18 protein-coding genes and 1 pseudogene are annotated in these 16,902 nt (G+C 61.2%); 15 read left to right on the forward strand and 4 right to left on the reverse strand.

Features of this window, described 5'->3' with window-relative positions; all coding sequences use genetic code 11:
• Window positions 1–2: 2 nt before the first annotated feature.
• The 7 genes from ACLI1M_RS02320 (at window position 3) to ACLI1M_RS02350 (ending at window position 6,593) form a co-directional block, all read left to right on the forward strand.
• Window positions 3–1,592, forward strand: a complete 1,590-nt coding sequence (locus ACLI1M_RS02320; protein WP_248099811.1) for an aspartate:alanine exchanger family transporter — start codon at window positions 3–5, stop codon at window positions 1,590–1,592.
• A gap of 163 nt (window positions 1,593–1,755) precedes the next feature.
• Window positions 1,756–2,265, forward strand: coding sequence for a hypothetical protein (locus ACLI1M_RS02325; RefSeq protein ID WP_239208226.1), 510 nt, complete (start codon window positions 1,756–1,758; stop codon window positions 2,263–2,265).
• A complete protein-coding gene (gene tsaB / locus ACLI1M_RS02330) occupies window positions 2,265–2,972 on the forward strand; it encodes a tRNA (adenosine(37)-N6)-threonylcarbamoyltransferase complex dimerization subunit type 1 TsaB (protein ID WP_239208227.1) in 708 nt (235 codons plus the stop codon). Before ACLI1M_RS02325 ends, tsaB begins: the two co-directional genes overlap by 1 nt.
• The gene (locus tag ACLI1M_RS02335) at window positions 2,969–3,451 is read left to right on the forward strand and encodes a GNAT family N-acetyltransferase (RefSeq protein ID WP_248099809.1); all 483 of its coding nucleotides are present in this window, start codon (window positions 2,969–2,971) and stop codon (window positions 3,449–3,451) included. Before tsaB ends, ACLI1M_RS02335 begins: the two co-directional genes overlap by 4 nt.
• A gap of 19 nt (window positions 3,452–3,470) precedes the next feature.
• A complete protein-coding gene (gene tsaD, locus ACLI1M_RS02340) occupies window positions 3,471–4,514 on the forward strand; it encodes a tRNA (adenosine(37)-N6)-threonylcarbamoyltransferase complex transferase subunit TsaD (RefSeq protein ID WP_248099807.1) in 1,044 nt (347 codons plus the stop codon).
• Window positions 4,515–4,605: 91 nt separating this feature from the next.
• Entirely contained in the window at window positions 4,606–5,034 is a 429-nt protein-coding gene (locus ACLI1M_RS02345; RefSeq protein WP_023020619.1) for a hypothetical protein, read from the forward strand.
• 122 nt (window positions 5,035–5,156) lie between these two features.
• On the forward strand, window positions 5,157–6,593 hold the full coding sequence (locus ACLI1M_RS02350) for a purple acid phosphatase family protein (protein ID WP_239208231.1): 1,437 nt from the start codon (window positions 5,157–5,159) through the stop codon (window positions 6,591–6,593).
• Window positions 6,594–6,611: 18 nt separating this feature from the next.
• Here the strand turns inward: ACLI1M_RS02350 and ACLI1M_RS02355 are convergent, their stop codons facing one another.
• Complete coding sequence (locus ACLI1M_RS02355) at window positions 6,612–7,247, reverse strand: response regulator transcription factor (RefSeq protein ID WP_200288249.1); 636 nt, start codon at window positions 7,245–7,247, stop codon at window positions 6,612–6,614.
• The gene (locus tag ACLI1M_RS02360; protein WP_239208232.1) at window positions 7,244–8,395 is read right to left on the reverse strand and encodes a sensor histidine kinase; all 1,152 of its coding nucleotides are present in this window, start codon (window positions 8,393–8,395) and stop codon (window positions 7,244–7,246) included. Before ACLI1M_RS02360 ends, ACLI1M_RS02355 begins: the two co-directional genes overlap by 4 nt.
• A 112-nt stretch (window positions 8,396–8,507) precedes the next feature.
• Here ACLI1M_RS02360 and ACLI1M_RS02365 point away from each other — a divergent pair, with 112 nt between their 5' ends.
• The 5 genes and pseudogenes from ACLI1M_RS02365 to ACLI1M_RS02385 form a co-directional block, all read left to right on the forward strand.
• Window positions 8,508–9,113, forward strand: coding sequence for an ABC transporter ATP-binding protein (locus ACLI1M_RS02365; RefSeq protein ID WP_023020623.1), 606 nt, complete (start codon window positions 8,508–8,510; stop codon window positions 9,111–9,113).
• Entirely contained in the window at window positions 9,097–10,338 is a 1,242-nt protein-coding gene (locus ACLI1M_RS02370) for an FtsX-like permease family protein (protein WP_248099805.1), read from the forward strand. Before ACLI1M_RS02365 ends, ACLI1M_RS02370 begins: the two co-directional genes overlap by 17 nt.
• 186 nt (window positions 10,339–10,524) lie before the next feature.
• Window positions 10,525–10,818 carry a co-chaperone GroES gene (gene groES, locus ACLI1M_RS02375; protein WP_005322702.1) on the forward strand — a complete coding sequence of 98 codons (294 nt, stop codon included), beginning with the start codon at window positions 10,525–10,527 and terminating at the stop codon, window positions 10,816–10,818.
• Window positions 10,819–10,826: 8 nt separating this feature from the next.
• The gene (gene groL, locus ACLI1M_RS02380) at window positions 10,827–12,443 is read left to right on the forward strand and encodes a chaperonin GroEL (RefSeq protein WP_248099803.1); all 1,617 of its coding nucleotides are present in this window, start codon (window positions 10,827–10,829) and stop codon (window positions 12,441–12,443) included.
• A gap of 85 nt (window positions 12,444–12,528) precedes the next feature.
• Window positions 12,529–12,882: pseudogene (locus ACLI1M_RS02385) on the forward strand (hypothetical protein); the annotation flags it as partial.
• Here ACLI1M_RS02385 and ACLI1M_RS02390 read toward each other — a convergent pair.
• Window positions 12,879–13,181 (reverse strand): WhiB family transcriptional regulator, encoded by a 303-nt coding sequence (locus ACLI1M_RS02390; RefSeq protein WP_023020627.1) that lies wholly within the window; start codon window positions 13,179–13,181, stop codon window positions 12,879–12,881. The pseudogene ACLI1M_RS02385 and the gene ACLI1M_RS02390 sit on opposite strands and share 4 nt — an antisense overlap.
• Window positions 13,182–13,487: 306 nt before the next feature.
• Between ACLI1M_RS02390 and ACLI1M_RS02395 the strand changes: the two genes are divergently transcribed.
• A complete protein-coding gene (locus tag ACLI1M_RS02395; RefSeq protein ID WP_049359746.1) occupies window positions 13,488–14,060 on the forward strand; it encodes a sigma-70 family RNA polymerase sigma factor in 573 nt (190 codons plus the stop codon).
• A gap of 65 nt (window positions 14,061–14,125) precedes the next feature.
• The gene (locus ACLI1M_RS02400; RefSeq protein WP_200288245.1) at window positions 14,126–14,881 is read left to right on the forward strand and encodes a hypothetical protein; all 756 of its coding nucleotides are present in this window, start codon (window positions 14,126–14,128) and stop codon (window positions 14,879–14,881) included.
• A gap of 3 nt (window positions 14,882–14,884) precedes the next feature.
• Here ACLI1M_RS02400 and ACLI1M_RS02405 read toward each other — a convergent pair whose 3' ends face one another.
• Entirely contained in the window at window positions 14,885–15,256 is a 372-nt protein-coding gene (locus ACLI1M_RS02405) for a DUF5319 domain-containing protein (RefSeq protein WP_005326826.1), read from the reverse strand.
• Window positions 15,257–15,374: 118 nt separating this feature from the next.
• Here ACLI1M_RS02405 and guaB point away from each other — a divergent pair, with 118 nt between their 5' ends.
• Window positions 15,375–16,895: an IMP dehydrogenase gene (guaB, locus tag ACLI1M_RS02410; RefSeq protein WP_200288244.1), complete on the forward strand. Its 1,521-nt coding sequence runs from the start codon at window positions 15,375–15,377 to the stop codon at window positions 16,893–16,895.
• The last annotated feature ends 7 nt before the right edge of the window (window positions 16,896–16,902 follow it).

Below are 16,902 nucleotides of genomic sequence, written 5' to 3' on the forward strand. Positions count from 1 at the left end.
AGGTGTTGAATTTTCTCGCCTCTAGTCCTTTGCTATCTCTCTTCGTCATCATGGCGGTGGGTCTAGCGATTGGCAAGATCAAGATCTTCGGCATCTCCCTCGGTGCCGCGGCTGCGATGTTCGTAGCTTTGGGTCTATCTACCGCTAATCCTGATATCCAAATCCCGCCTTTGGTCTATCAATTTGGCCTGGCGATTTTCGTTTATGCCATTGGCCTAAGCTTTGGGCCTTCCTTCGTCCGCGAGTTTAAGACCCGTGGCTGGAAGCTCACGGTATTCATGCTGGGAATGCTGGTTATCCTGGTCGCCGTAGGCTTTGGCCTCATCCGCGCCTTTGGCCTGAGCGTGCCAGAAGCTACCGGTATGTTCGCCGGTTCGCTTTCCTCCACACCGGGTATGGCCGCCGTGGTGGAAATGGTGGGCGATTCCACCCCGGTTGTCGGTTACTCCCTGGCCTACCCGGGTGCGGTTATCGGCGCGATTCTGGTCGCAGCTATCGGCGCCAAGGTGGTTAAGGTCAACCATGAGGAAGATGCCCGCGCGGAGGGCATGATTCCCGCCGAGCTCGTGGCCAAGGGCGTGCGCTTGACCAAGAACTTTAATGATACCGCTGGTCATATCTATCGCGTAACCGGCCAGACTGTCGTTGCTACTCGTATCGTTTCTGACGAAGAGCGTCACCGCCTCGCCGTCCCAGAAATGCCGCTATGCGAGGGCGAAGCATACCTCCTCAATGGCTCCGAAGAGGCCGTCGATAAGGCCATTGAGATTTTGGGTGAAGAATACCCGGTGGAGCTGACCGAGGAAGCCGGTCTAAAGTACACCCGCGTTACCGTGTCCAACCCGGACATTGCCGGTAAGTCGATCCGCGAGATCAAAGCTCTTGACCACGGCTTTATCATCGCTCGTGTCCGCAAGGGCGATAAAGACCTCGTCCCGCACCCGGATACGGTGCTTAACTATTCTGACCGCGTTCGCGTAGTAACCAGCCCGAGCCGCCTGCCGTACGTGCGCAAGTACCTCGGTGACTCTGAAGCTGCTTTGGGTAACGCGGACCTGCTATCCATGGCTATCGGCCTGACGCTGGGTATGTTGCTCGGCCTCATTCCGATTCCGATGCCGGGCGGCTCCACCTTGCAGCTAGGCTTCGGCGGCGGCCCCGTGGTCGTCGGCCTGCTGCTGGGCTACCTCAACCGGACGGGTCCGCTTAACTGGCAGATGCCGTTTCACACGCGCGAAACCATTTCTAATATGGGACTGACCCTCTTCCTCGCTGGCGTGGGCACCTCGGCCGGCGCCTCCTTCCGCGATGCCCTAACTGATCCGTCCTCCCTGACCATCATGGGCGTGGGCCTTATCATCACCTTGATCTCCGCCATTCTTATCGGTGTCATCGGCATGCTAGTGCTGAAGCTGAAGTGGGACGAGGCCATGGGCTGTGCGGCTGGTATGACCACCAACCCTGCGGTCTTTGCCTATATTCGTGACCAAACCGGCACCGAGCTGGCAGCTCGTGGATGGGCCACGGTTTATCCCACCACGATGATCGGCAAGATTATTGCCGCGCAGGTATTGCTCCTGTTGTTGCTATAGCGCCAATACATCGCGTTAATTACTCACCCACAGGGTCGCCCGCCTACACTGGCAGGCACTACCCTGTGGGTTTTGTGTTGCGGTTAACCAGGTAGCATCGGTTGCCAGATAAACCGCCCACCGCCTGAAACTTAAAAACTTTTCAAGGAGCCTTACTCACCCCATGACTAAATTCGCTCGCAACCTTACCGCCGCCATTATCGCCATCTTTATTGTTGTCATGATGGTTCTCCTCGCCTCGTCTACCCTGCGCGAGGACAATCCATTGGAGGGAAACCTCAGCTCCACGCTGTCTAAGACGCCGAAAAACTTGGAGGCGATGAGCCTTATTCCTTCCGATGTCTACGGCAAGGACTATGCCGCTATTGGCTTCATCTGCCCGGGCATGAAGGAAGATAAGGTCAAAGAGGCACAGATCGATACCAAGGACATCACTTTTGAAGATGGCAAGGTCCCAGAGGGCAAGAGCTATGCGGTTGCCATCTCCCAGAGCACTGAGCCCTTCATCGAAGAGCTGGACCCGGAAAAGGTCGAAGTCTGTGAAATGATCAATACCCAAATCAAGGCCATGGAGCAGCAGGGCCAGAGCCTGGATGGCGGAGTACCGATGGTCCAGGGCGCTCAGCCTTTGGCGTTCCAGCGTCAGGATGGAACCTGGAAGCTGGTTGGCTAATGCGCGTCCTCGCGATCGACACGGCAACTACCGCCTTGGTCACCGGGGTAGTAGATACCGCCACTGGGCAGACCACCGAGCGCGTATTGGAAGATACCCGCGCTCATAATGAGCTGCTCATACCTACGATCACTGACGCCCTCGCAGAGGCAGGCATGGAGTATTCCGACCTAGATGCGGTGGTCACCGGCGTGGGCCCAGGCCCGTTTACCGGGTTGCGCGTGGGGATGGCGACTGCCTCCGCGCTTGCCGACGCCCTGTCCATCCCCCTCCACGGCGTATGCACCCACGATGCAATCGCCCATGCTGCCGGCCTCCCCGCGAGCCCCGCAGACGCGGACGGCGAGGCCACCGCCTTGGTGGCTACCGACGCACGCCGCAAAGAGATCTATTGGGCCACCTACCGCGCCACCGATTCTGGTGTGCAGCGCATCTCTGGTCCTGAGGTAACTAAGCCGGCAGAAGTTGAGGTGGGACTCACCGGTACTGCCGAGGTCATCATCCCCGAGCGCCTCGCCGCTCAGCTACCGGAGGAGCTGACCGAGCTGCCGCACCGCGCGGCCCATCCCACCGCAGCAGCCCTAGTGGCTGTAGCTGACCTCACTGCGGAACCGGCCCCCGTTGTGCCGCTCTACCTACGCCGCCCGGATGCGGTTCCGCCGAAGCAGCAACAGCTGTCGGCCGCCATCCCCAAGGTGGAACTGTGAAGCTGCGCGAGTTGACCCCGGCCGACGCACCCCGGTGCGCCGAGCTGGAAAAGGTCCTTTTCCCCGGAGAGACCCCATGGTCCAGCGGAGTCTTCCACCAGGAAATGGCCCAGCCCTTCAACTTCTATTTCGGGGTAGAAGGCGCGCTCGACCCCGCGCACGAATCCACAGTGCTGCTAGGTTATGCGGGAATCGGCATGATGGGGCCAGCGGCTGATCCAGAATTTGAAATCCACACCATCGGCGTCGATCCCGCCGCACAGCGCCGCGGCATCGCTCGCATGATGATGGACAATATTTGTCATATTGCGGATCTTAAAGACGCCCCGGTCTTCCTCGAGGTACGGGTAGGCAACGAACCTGCTATCGGCCTTTATGAGGGGTATGCCTTTGCCAAGCAGGGGATGCGTAAGAATTATTACCAACCTTCCGGAGCAGATGCGCACGTGATGGTGCGCCCGCGCCAGTCCGAGCGTTAAAGAAACTTAAGGAGCAGTCATGAAGATCATGGGCATCGAGTCCTCCTGCGACGAAACCGGCGTGGGCATTGTCGAGCTTCGCGAGGACGGCCACATGGAAATCATCGCCAATGCTGTCGCTTCCTCCATGGAGCAGCACGCGCGTTTCGGCGGCGTCGTCCCGGAGATCGCCTCCCGTGCCCACCTTGAGGCCATGCCGCAGGTCATGCAGGCGGCGCTGAATGAGGCGGGTATCGCTAAGCCAGATGCCATCGCCGCCACCGTGGGGCCAGGGCTAGCCGGTGCTTTGCTGGTGGGTGCCTCGGCCGCCAAGGCCTATGCCGCGGCTTGGGGCGTGCCTTTCTACGGCGTGAACCACCTAGGCGGCCACGTTGCCGTGGCCAACCTGGAAGGCGAAGAGCTGCCGCATTCGGTGGCCCTTTTGGTCTCGGGTGGGCATACACAGCTGTTGGAGGTAGAGGCCGTCGGCAAGCCTATGCGCGAGTTGGGCTCCACGCTTGATGACGCCGCCGGTGAGGCCTACGACAAAGTCTCGCGCCTGCTTGGCCTCGGCTACCCGGGTGGCCCGGTGATTGATAAGCTCGCCGCGCGCGGTAAAGCCACCATCGATTTTCCGCGCGGCATGTCCCGCCCCGAGGATCTGCGCGGCCCGCACCGCCACGATTTTTCCTTCTCTGGGCTCAAGACCTCCGTGGCCCGCTACGTGGAGCGCGCCGAAAAGGCAGGGGAAACCATCAGCGTGGAAGATGTCTGCGCCAGCTTCCAGGAAGCCGTGGCCGATGTCCTGACCGCCAAGGCCGTGCGTGCCTGCGAGGACACGGGCGCCCGGGTGCTGCTACTGGGAGGCGGCGTGGCCGCTAATTCCCGCCTGCGCAAGCTGGCTAGCGAGCGCTGTGCCGCCGCTGGGGTCGAGCTGCGCGTGCCGCGCTTTTCGCTGTGTACCGACAATGGCGTGATGATCGCGGCCATTGGTGCGCAGCTTATTCATGAAGGTGCCCAGCCCTCTGGCCTCGGAGTTGGCACCGATACCCAGCTGGATGTGGAAGAGCCGCAGTTAACCTAAAGTTCTTCTTTCTCGCTCTGCAGGCGGGGTGCGGGGCCGGTACCCTAAAAGGCGTTCATGCCCTCTTGGCTTTGTGAAGGAGCTTTCTCTCATGACCGTCGGTTTCCTTGTCAACCCTGATCTCACCCGCCGCAAGCTGGAATTCGAGCTGGAGCACGCCAACCAGTTCTTGGGCGGCACCACTGAGGACCGCGTCTCCGTAGTATTCCAAGAAGACGGCACCACCTATGCGGCGCTCTACAACCCCGAAGCCAAGGCCGAAGGCGCCGAACCCAACCCAGTAGCCTCCTTGGCGCGCAACGCCGCCGCCACCGGCAATGCCGCTTTCTTGCAAGACCCCATCCGCTCCATTTGTGGTCCGGTCATCTTCGTTGATGCCGAGGGCGAAGATAAAACCATTGACGCCGTCATCGAGTCCGTGGAGCAGGGCATTCGCGCCGTCAAGAACTACCGCGAAGATAACCCAGAGGAGTACACGCTCTGGCGCGCGGCCGTTATCAATTCCACCAAGAGCCTTTAAACCTAGCCCCTCACAGGTAGGGTTCAAGCGCTTTTCGCGCGCTCGTAATACGGTGTTCACATTCTTATGGTGTCCTAGGGAGCCGTACTGCTTTTTCTAAGACTCCAAAAGGTGAAAACTGTATGCTTCGATCATCGCGCTTCGTCGCCTCCTTCGTTACCGCCCTTGCCGTGGGCGGTGCCGCCACCATCGTGCCCGCCACCCCGGCGCTGGCCGCTGATTCGCCCATCTACCGCACCATCCTGCAGCCGGGCGAGGATGAATCCCAGGTAATGGTTACGTGGCGCACCAAGTCCAAAGCCGACGAAGTCCTCGAGGTTACCGGCCCGGAAGGCACCAAGACTTTCCGCGCCGAGGAACGCGATTACGGCGCCCTGCTTTATAAATCCCAGTTCGCCACCGCCACCGATCTGCAGCCGGATACCGAGTACTCCTATCGCGTCGGTTCCGAGGAAAGCGGCTGGTCCGAACCAGAAACCTTCAACACCGGCTCCAACGGTGATGAGTGGTCTTTCCTCACCGTTGCGGACCCACAAATCGGCGTGGACCTCAAGGTAGATGACCAAGCGGAGCAATGGCGCAAAACCATCGCTCACGCGGCTTCCCATGTGCCCAATGCCAACATGATCTGGTCCCTAGGGGATCAAGTAGAAGGCTGGGGCGCCCAAGTGCCGCAGTACGATGCCTACTTCTCCGCCCCGGAAATTCGTCACATCCCGACCAATACCGTTCCGGGCAACCACGAGACTTATAACCTCACCATGAAACATCATGATGAGCACTTCTCTAACCCCCACCAGGCCGAAGATATCCGCGACCACTACTTCGAGCGCAATAACGTGCTCTTTATTGGCCTGGACTCCAATGCTTCTTCCGACGCCGATATTGCTCGCCACGAGCAATTCCTGCGCGAGGCCGTGGAATCTCGTGGCGCGGATAATGACTGGATCGTAGTTGGCATGCACCACGGTCCGTATTCACAGGGCTCGCACCACTTTGATAAGGACGTCACCAACCTGCGCGAGAAGCTCACCCCGGTACTCTCTGAGCTCAACGTGGATGCCGTGCTCTCCGGCCACGACCACATCTACACCCGCAGCCACCTGATGAAAAACAACAAGCCAGTCCTGCCAGAAAAGAAGCCGCAGCGCGGCGATGTCCTCGAACCCAAGGATGGTGAGGCCTTGTATCTGACCACCACCACCGCGGGTGGCGGCAAGTACTACGACTTCACTGACGTTAATAATCAGAAGCACAAGGGCGCACGCATGGAGACCATCGATCCGAAGCTCGCCCATGAGTCCACCGCCATGTGGCGCCAGGACTACACCGAGGACTACATGCGCGTGGATGTCTCCGATGACAAGCTCACCTTCGCTACCTTCAACGAAGCCGATAACACCCTGGTAGACAAGGTTTCGCTGAAGAAGAAGGACCGTGGCGCTGCGCCTGCCGACGCCTCTACCGACCCCGACACCCCAGAGGTGCCACAGGATCCGGAAGGCGGCAGCTCCCTGAGCTCCAGCGATGCTTTGAGTGGACTCAGCTCCAAGAAGTAGCTCGCGTCGCCGGCGTTATTAGCGCTCGGTGTGGCGCAGCCACGCCAGCACGGCCTTGACCCGTCGGTTAGAATCCTCGGGCAGGAACCCGAGCTTCGTAAAAACATTGGAGACATGCTTGCTTACCGCGCCAGCGCTAAGAACGAGCGTGTCTTCAATTTCTTTATTGCTCAACCCCTGCGCCATCAGTCCCAGCACCTCCCGTTCGCGGGCGGTGAGTTGGGCGAGGCCAGTGCGCTTTGCAGACAGCAGTGCCGTAACCACCTCTGGGTCCACCACGGTGCCGCCGCGGGCGACCTCGTCGAGCGTGCGCACGAATTCCTCTACATCAGAGACGCGCTCTTTGAGCAGATAGCCAAATCCCCCGTGCTCCAAGAGGCGGTCGAGGTAGCTTGCCGCTACGTATTGGCTTAGCACCACCACTGGTTGGGTAGGGTTTAGCGCTCGCAGGTCATGGACGGCTCGCAGGCCGTCGTCAGTCATGGTGGGCGGCATGCGCACATCGCTGATAATGAGGTCGAAGGCTTCTCGCCCAGCGATTGCGCGCAGTTCTTCGGCATCCGTGGCGGCTGTAACTCTATGGCCCAAAGAGCTGAGTAGCTGCTCGAGCCCGGCGCGCAGCAGCGCGGAATCTTCCGCGAGTAATAGTTTCATTCCGCCTCCTTCAGCGGCAGCTCGACTAGTAGTCGGCCGCCGCGTTCGCCCGCGGCAGTCTCGTGTGCCGCGGCAAGTTTTAGCGTGCCGCCCAGTGCGGCGGCGCGCTCGCGTAGCCCGGCTATGCCGGTACCGGCTCCCGACGTGGCGACTGTCGCCGCGTCCGTGGTGGACGCCTTGGCCGTGGGGCTGAGGTCGGGGCCGGTGCCATTATCAACGATGTCCAGGCGCAGCATGTCCCCGAAAGTAACCGTTACCTTCGCCTCGGTGGCCGCGCCGTGCTTGGAGGCATTGGTAAGTGCCTCGGCCACCGCATGATAGGCCAGCAGGGCAGTGGTCTCGTCCACGGAGCGTTCCGGCCCGTCCACGTGCAGTTCAGTCTCCAGCCCGGAGTGGGCGAGTAGCTCGTCGAGGGCGGGGATAAGCCCGGCGTCGAAAAGCACCTGCGGGGCAATGCCGCGCACCGTTGCGCGCAGGGAAGCCAGGGCCAAAGAAGCATTATGTTCCGCATCGGCCAAAGCAGGCAGCGCCTCGGACGGGGCCTGCAACTTCGCCGCCGCCAAGTTGAGCTTGAGCGCGGTCAGGTACTGCTGCGGTCCATCGTGCAGCTCGCGCTCGATGCGGCGGCGCTCGCCGGAGAAGGCATCGATAAGCGTGGCGCGCGAGGCCGCCAACTCCTCGGCCGAGGGGCTCAACGCCAGCCGAGTCAACGAGGTCGACGCCAAGACCAACAGGCGGTTGAGCCCCACCAATAAAGCCACCAGCAACGGCGCGGTGAGCCAGCAGGTAAAGAAAATGAGCGGCCGGTTGGTGGTAGACCACTCGCCAAAGGAGAATTCGGTCTTTGGCACGAATGGCGCAATGACCAGCACACCCGCCGTAAAACCCAAGGCAGTCCACGCGGCAAAGCAGGCAGCTGAAAGCAATAGCTGCATAATAAGGTGATAAAACTGCTGCCAATCAAACCACCGGCCCGCACGCCGGGAAGGGATCTCCACGCCCATCCACCGTGCACCCAACCGGCCGACAAATTCCGCGGCGCGTCCCACCAGCGGAACCCACGGCAGCATCAGCACCGAAACCACCAACGCCGGGATAAATAGCGCGCCAAGGACAAGGCTCCACGCGCAGGCTTTGAGGGTTCGCATAACCCAAGAGCCTAGCCGCCTTACCCGGCGTGGAGCAGTAGAGCTAGCTCTACCATTTTCTGGGCAGCCCGCCCCATGTCTTTCTTCTGCGCGGCCGAGTGGAATCAAAGGCATGTTAAAAGCAGAAAATCTCACTAAGCGCTACGGCCGCCGCACTGTGCTCAAGCGGGTCACTGTTTCCATCGCCCCGGGCGAATTCGTCGCCATCATGGGGCCTTCCGGTAGCGGTAAAACCACGCTCCTAAACCTGCTATCCGGGCTGGATAAACCCACTTCCGGACAAGTCAACGCGCCGGGGCGCAGGCAGCGTGCCTTTGTATTCCAGGACTATAACCTCTTGGAATCCCTCAATGCGCAGCGCAATGCCACCTTGACCGCGCGATTTTCCGGCCGGCGCCCGTCACGCAGCCGGGTGGCGGAGGTCTTTGATTCGCTCGGCCTTGCTGGTCTGGAGCGCCGCCTGCCCGCACAGCTTTCCGGTGGTCAGCAACAACGCGTGGCTGTAGCCCGGGCCCTGCTGGCTCAAGCGCCCTATATCTTCGCCGACGAACCCACAGGCGCGCTTGACGACGCCACCGCATCCACCGTCCTTTCCCACCTGCGCACCGCCGCCCGCGATGGCGCCAGCGTGATTATGGTGACCCACTCGCACCTCGCCGCTGAAGCGGCCGACCGCGTTATTTCCCTTGAGGAGGTAGCCCATGCTGGTGTGGCTTAAGGACTTACAGTCCAATTGGTTATCGTGGCTGGCCGTGGCGCTGACGTTGGTGGTCTCTTCCACCTCGTGCACCCTGGCGCTAGCCATGCTGGTCGCCTCCTCCGGGGCCGAAGAAAACCCCGCCGGCCCGGTGGGCGGCACGGTACTCGGCATGGCCCTGTGCGTGGTGGTGTTGGTGACGCTATCGCAAATGCGCCTTATCATCGCCGAGCGCGAGCCGGTCTACCGTTCCTGGCGCATGGTGGGCATGCCGGGGTGGATGATTATTGCCTTCATTCTAGGCCAGGTCGCCGTAGTCAGCGCGGCCGCAGGGCTGCTTGGAGTACTGCCGGCCGGCCCGCTGCTCGCTCCGTGCGTACGCGCGCTACGCAGCGATGGCATCCCCATGCCGGACCTTGCCATTACCGGCCAGGTCACGGTCATTGCGGTCATAGTCTGCATGTCCGCAGCGCTAGTTGGCGCGCTGCCTCCACTACGCCGAGTCTTCCGGCCGCGCACCACCGCACACCCGGCCTGGACCGTGGTGAAATTCTTGCTCGCGTCCGCGGCCATCGGCAGCACGGTTTACGGGTGCCTGCACATTGCCGATCCCGGCGATCTTCTCTCGGCCGAGATGGGCTTGGTCATCCTCGTCGCCCTCTTTTGGCCCTGGCTTATGCCCGCTATCGACCAATGGACCCACGCGGCCGGCATCGCTGGGGCCAATGTACGCGTGCGTCGCAACTTTTCTACCCCGCACATCGTGCCGTGGGTCCTCGTCGGCGGATTTATCGTCGCCGTAGGCTCTGGCCTGCGCTTTGAAAGCGCCGCAGGCGCCGGCGGCACCCTATCGTCCTGGCAGGTCTTCGTCGCCCTTTTAGGGCCTGTCTTTGCCCCCAGCATCGTGAGTGCCGTGCTCACCTCGCTGCTCATGCACGGGCGCATTGCCTCCGATATCCGCGGCCTCACCCTCGCCGGCGCTACCCCCGGGGCCTGGGCGCGCATACAAGTGGGGGAGGCGGCCTGCCTCACCCTGACTGCGGCCGGAGTGGTCTGGGCGCTGTGCTTGGCGACGCTCCTCCCACTCCACCACCTGCTCAGCCCACAGGTTCCTTTCGGCCAGACGTTGGTGGAGCAGCTGTGGTGGCCGGCCTTCGCCGTAATTTTTGGTGCGATGTCTATCGCCCTGGGCGTCGTCAAGCTGGCGCTTGCCGGCTTTGTACGCGCGGGGAATCGGGAGCGCTGAAAGGATCGCTGAGGGCTTAAGAATGTGGGCCGGGTCATTGTTGAGGGTTAGCAGTCGCGAGGGTAGAGTGCTAATCAGGTTGTTTGACCCACAGTTGTTCACCCGCGACGACGGCTGTGCTGGACATCCACAACCGGCACGCGCGTGCCATACCGGCGCGCATAAGAACACTACGGAGGAAACATCATGGCAAACATTAAGCCTCTCGAGGACCGCGTCCTCGTACAGATCGTAGAAGCTGAAACCACCACCGCTTCCGGCCTGGTTATCCCGGATTCCGCTAAGGAAAAGCCGCAGGAAGCTACCGTCGTTGCAGTAGGCCCAGGCCGCACCAACGACAAGGGTGAGGTCACCCCGGTAGGCGTCAACGAGGGCGATACCGTGGTCTTTTCCAAGTACGGCGGCACCGAGCTGAAGTACAACGGTGAGGAGTACCTGCTGCTGTCCTCCCGTGACCTGCTCGCCGTCATCGAGAAGTAGGCCTCACTATGGCAAAGCTTATTGCATTCGACCAAGAAGCCCGCGAGGGAATTCAGCGCGGCGTCGATACGCTGGCTGATGCCGTCAAGGTCACTCTCGGCCCGCGCGGCCGCAACGTCGTGCTGTCCAAGGCTTTTGGCGGCCCCACCGTCACCAATGATGGCGTGACCATCGCCCGCGATATCGACATCGAGGAACCATTCGAGAACCTCGGCGCCCAGCTGGTTAAGTCCGTTGCAGTCAAGACCAACGACATCGCAGGTGACGGCACCACTACCGCCACCTTGCTGGCCCAGGCACTCATCTTCGAAGGCCTGCGCAACGTCGCAGCTGGCGCTAACCCAATCGAGCTTAACCGCGGCATCGCGGCGGCGGCCGAAAAGGCCGTGGAGGAGCTCAAGGCCCGCGCCACCGCAGTCAATTCCTCGTCCGAGATTGCCCAGGTAGCCACCGTCTCTTCCCGCGACCCGGAGGTCGGCGAGATGGTTGCCGGTGCTATGGACAAGGTGGGCAAGGACGGCGTTGTCACCGTCGAAGAATCCCAGACCATCGACTCCGCCGTCGATGTCACCGAGGGAATTTCCTTTGACAAGGGCTACCTTTCCCCGTACTTCGCTACGGAGGAAGAGACCTACCACGCCGTGCTGGACGACGCCGCTGTGCTCCTCGTCCGCAATAAAATCTCCTCCCTGCCGGACTTCCTGCCGCTGCTGGAGAAGATCGCCGAGACCAACCGCCCAACCCTCATCATCGCAGAGGACGTTGAGGGTGAGCCGCTGCAGGCGCTCGTCGTCAACTCCATCCGCAAGGTGCTCAAGGTCGCAGCCGTGAAGGCTCCGTACTTTGGCGAGCGCCGCAAGGGCTTCATGGATGACTTGGCCGTCGTTACCGGCGCCACCGTCATCGACCCAGAGGTGGGCGTTAACCTCAACGAGGCTGACCTCGACGTTTTGGGCTCCGCTCGCCGCGTGACCATCACCAAGGAAGACACTGTCATCGTCGATGGTGGCGGCACCGCTGAAGCGGTAGAGGAGCGCCGCGAGCAGATCCGCCGCGAAATCGAGCGCACCGACTCCACCTGGGATAAGGAAAAGCTGGAGGAGCGTCTGGCAAAGCTTTCTGGTGGCGTGGCCGTCATCCGCGTCGGCGCCGCTACCGAGACCGAGGTCAACGAGCGCAAGCTGCGCGTCGAAGACGCCATCAACGCGGCCCGCGCGGCCGTGGAAGAAGGAGTCATCGCCGGCGGTGGCTCTGTGCTGGTCCAGATCTCTAAGGAGCTGGAGTCCTTCGCTGAGGGCTTTGAGGGCGAAGCAAAGGTCGGCGTCCTCGCCGTCGCCCGCGCCCTGACCCGCCCGGCATACTGGATTGCTGAAAACGCTGGTCTCGACGGTGCTGTTGTCGTTTCCCGCGTTGCTGAGATGACCAACGGTGAAGGCTTTAACGCCAATACCCTTGAGTACGGCAACCTCATCGATAACGGCATCATCGACCCCGTCAAGGTAACCCACTCGGCCGTGGTCAACGCCACCTCCGTGGCCCGCATGGTTCTTACCACCGAGGCCTCCGTGGTGGAAAAGCCACAGGAAGAGCAGCCTGCTGACGCCGGTCACGGCCACCAGCACTAAACTGGGCTACCAACATCGCCCGCCCCGCTTTGCGCGCGGCGGGTTTTGTTGTGCCTAGACTAGGGCCGTGGAATACATCAAGGTCACCGGTGATACCGACCCCGTTCGCAAGACCTTCGCCAAGGCCAATGGCATCAAACCCGCACTCTTATTCCGCGAGTTTCGAGGGTGCCTGCCTCAAGCGCAACGGCGCGGGTGTGGTCTACGTGGAGCCGGGCGTGATGAGCAGGTGGACTCCGGCCATATCGTCATCCGTATCGACCACAACCTGGCTGTGCTCGCGCACGCGGACTACGCCATCGATTTGGGCCTCGGAGCCGGTTTGGCCGGCGGCCAGGCGGTCTTTAGCGGCACGCCAGCAGACTTAGCCGAACAGCGTGACTCGGTGACGGGGCGTTTTTGCCGACGCCCTCGTCTCCCCCTAACTTTCCTGCCTTAAGCGTTGACCGGCGCGGCGGCGCGGCGACGCTGGCGAAGCTCTACCACGCGTTCGGATTCGCTCATTCCGCCCCAGACACCGTAGGGCTCGGCGGATTGCAAGGCATGCTCGCGGCACAAATCAATGACCGGGCAAGAATTGCAGATGGCTTTGGCGCGATTCTCGCGCTGGGCGCGGGCGCGGCCGCGCTCGCCATCCGGGTGATAAAATACGTCCGAGTTTTCTCCGCGGCAGGCGCCTTGTAGCTGCCAATCCCACAGGTCAGCGGTGGGACCGGGAAGCAAATGAGGCTGAGACACGTTACTAAGCTCCTTTGTAAGGGCGAGAATTCTTGTGTGGCTTCCGCAGCGTCGCGGAAAGCAACCTCACGTAGTGTTTCGCGCGTGGGTAAACGGTGGGTTACCGATTTTTGACTTTTAAGTATTATTCTCGCACTTCCTCTTCCTGCACCATGGTTTACCAGCGCAAACGCCGAAGGTTAACGGTTTGTGAATTTTCTTCCGCTCAGCTTGCATAGGTAATGGGGCTGCGCGTTGCCTTTGCATAAACTCCCCGTGTGCCAATATGGTTAGTTACCGGTCGAAAACATCTCAGAGGGTGCATACGTGAGCGATAGGGAACAGGAGCTAGCGGATCTCGTTCCGCATGCCGTCGACGGCAGCCGTCGAGCGCTGCAAAAAGTCCTGCAGATCATTCACCCGCAGGTCCTGCGTTACTGCCGCGCCCGCATCGGGGGCGGCCGCCAACCCACCGCGGAAGATGTGGCCCAAGAGATTTGCCTAGCAGTGGCTACCTCGATTGGTTCCTATGAGGACAAGGGCCGTCCTTTTATGGCCTATGTTTATGGCATCGCATTTAATAAGGTCACTGATGCTCACCGCGCGATGGGCCGCGATAAGTCCACGCCTACCGAAGAAATTCCGGAAGACTCCGCGCGTGAAGCCACTCCTGAAGAGTGGGCGCTAGAGGCCGACGGTAGTAACAGAATGCGCGCCTTGCTCGATACATTAAGTGATAAGGCGAAAAACATCGTTATTCTGCGCGTGTTCAACGGTTTGTCAGCAGAAGAGACTGCGGAAATTGTGGGTTCCACTCCAGGCGCGGTCCGTGTGGCACAACACCGAGCACTAGCTCAATTGCGAAAGACCCTCCAAGTCGCGCAGGAAACTGCACACTAAGCGGCTTGTGGCCCAATCTCACAGCAGGTATTTCATAACAGAAAGGAAGGGGGAGAGACACCATCATGGCTTCTAAGCACCACGGCGATAACGACGACCTAGCGGACCAGCTCCAGCCCTTGGTCGATGATGATGCATTCCTCACTGAGCTTTCGAAAGGCAACGACCCTTCCGACCGTCAGGATGACCTGGCGGGGTTGCTGCTGGAATTAAAGGGGGACGTCGACAAGCACATGCCTCCGGCCCCGCTGGTAGAAGGCGCTGAGGCGGAGCCTCAGGTTATTGATCTTGGTAAGGTGCGCAAGCGTCGCCGCGGCGGGCCTTTCGTGCATGGTCTCATTGGCGCGGCCGCTGCAACCCTAGTCATTGCTGGAGCCGGTGGCGCAATGCTGCATGCCGGAACTTTTGATAAAGGGGATAAGACCCGCAATGTAGAGCTGGCCGGAACGCTGGAAGAGATGGAATCTCGCGCGGCCGAAGGCGATATTGAAGGTGCTCGGGAACTGATGAGGGATGCCCGAGCCAAGCTGGACGCGGCCGAAGGCAAGGAAGAAAAGGCCATCGCCGCCAACAGTGAGGCGGAACACAAGCGCTCTGCGCACCCGAAGCCCGCCCCGCACACCGTGACGGAGACCGCCACCGAAACCGTGGCGGAAGAAGCTTCCCAACCGGAACAGCAGCCGGAACAGGTTACCGTGACCGAAACTCAGTACGCCACCGAAACCGTGGTAGTCACGGAGCCGGCGCAGCAGAACCCACAGCCCAACCCGAACGTTGAGGATGAGCCGACAACCACCATCGATATGGGCCAGCAGCTGTAGAAGCTAGCGGCCCTCTAGGCCATCCAAGTATCCCAAGGCATAGTCCCAGGGAACATAGCGGGAGGGATCCGGCTCGGCGCCCGGCTCATGTACTGGCGCTAGCTCCCCTTCGAGCGTGGCGCGCATATTTGCGGCCATGATATCCCACTCGTAGAAGTGGTTTTCCTGGCAATCCTCGCACAGGAAGAAGATGCCATCGATGCCGCGCGGGCCGAGGATGGACGCGAATTTCTGCACCAGCGCGAGGTCGTGGATGATGGCGATTCGGTCGTCGTCGGTAAGCGGCATGACCTGCTCGTCCTCCTCCAGGAAGGAGGCGGGGTCATTCGGGTCATCGGCGAAAGGATCGCGGGGCATATTGGCGAAGAAGTTCACGCCTGCGAGCCTATTGAACTTACCCTCCCGAGGCAATTTACCCCTGCCCAAATGGTGTCGTCGGCCGGCAAAGCACTACAGTTGTGGTAGCCGCTAAACCTGTTAAGGAGAGACCTCGATGAGCGAGAACCGTATTCATACTGGTGGAGATGACCCGAACAAGGTAGCCCTGCGCGGCCTGACCTTTGACGATGTGCTTCTGTTGCCCGCCGAATCCAATATCGTGCCCTCCGAGGTCGATACCGGCGCGCAGTTTACCCGCAATATTCGCCTCGGCGTCCCGCTTGCCTCGGCCGCCATGGATACCGTGACTGAGGCCCGCATGGCCATTGCCATGGCGCGCCAGGGCGGCATCGGCGTGCTGCACCGCAACCTGTCTACCGAGGACCAGGCCGAGCAGGTAGAAATAGTCAAGCGCTCCGAGTCCGGCATGGTCACCGACCCCATCACTGCCCGCCCGGATATGACCATTGGGGAGGTAGACGCGCTGTGCGCCCGCTTCCGTATCTCCGGCCTGCCGGTGGTAGATGAGGACGGCACTTTAGTCGGTATTTGCACCAACCGCGATATGCGCTTCGAGCCTGACTTTGATCGCAAGGTCAGCGAGGTTATGACGGCCATGCCGCTCGTCGTAGCGCGCGAGGGCGTATCCAAGGAGGAAGCCCTCGAGCTGTTGTCGGCCAATAAGGTGGAAAAGCTGCCCATCGTCGATGCGGATAATAAGCTCACCGGCCTGATTACCGTCAAGGACTTTGTAAAGTCCGAGCAGTACCCTAACGCGTCGAAGGACTCGGCCGGCCGCCTGTTGGTTGCGGCCGGCATCGGTACCGGCGAGGAGTCCTACCAGCGCGCCGCCGCGCTTGTCGACGCCGGCGTGGACGCCCTCGTCGTCGATTCCGCCCATGCCCACAACAACCGCGTGTTGGAAATGGTTTCCCGCGTCCAAAAGGACTTTGGCTCCAAGGTCGATGTCATCGGCGGTAACCTTGCCACCCGTGAGGCCGCCCAGGCAATGATTGATGCCGGCGCGGATGCCATCAAGGTCGGCATTGGCCCGGGCTCCATTTGCACCACCCGCGTCGTCGCTGGCGTGGGAGCGCCGCAGATTACGGCCCTGATGGAAGCCGCCGCGGTAGCTGGCCCGGCCGGTGTACCGGTGATCGGCGATGGCGGCATGCAGTACTCCGGCGACGTCGCCAAGGCCCTAGCGGCCGGCGCCGATACCGTCATGCTGGGTTCCATGTTTGCCGGCACCACCGAGGCACCCGGTGACATCGTGGTCTACCAGGGCAAGCAGTACAAGCGCTACCGCGGCATGGGCTCCATGGGCGCCATGCAGGGCCGTGGACTTTCCGGCGAAAAGCGCTCCTATTCCAAGGATCGCTACTTCCAGGCCGATGTCCGCAGCGAAGACAAGCTGGTTCCGGAAGGCGTCGAGGGTCGAGTGCCTTTCCGCGGCGATATCGATGCCATTGTGCACCAGATCGTCGGCGGTTTGCGCGCATCAATGGGCTATACCGGCTCCGCCACCCTGGCTGAGCTAAAGACCAAGCGCTTCGTTCAAATCACCGCCGCGGGCCTGAAGGAATCTCACCCGCACCACCTGCAGCAAATCGCAGAAGCACCAAACTACCGCTAGGAATATC

This window comes from Corynebacterium sp. LaCa54 (assembly GCF_046717495.1).
GTDB lineage: Bacteria > Actinomycetota > Actinomycetes > Mycobacteriales > Mycobacteriaceae > Corynebacterium > Corynebacterium kefirresidentii.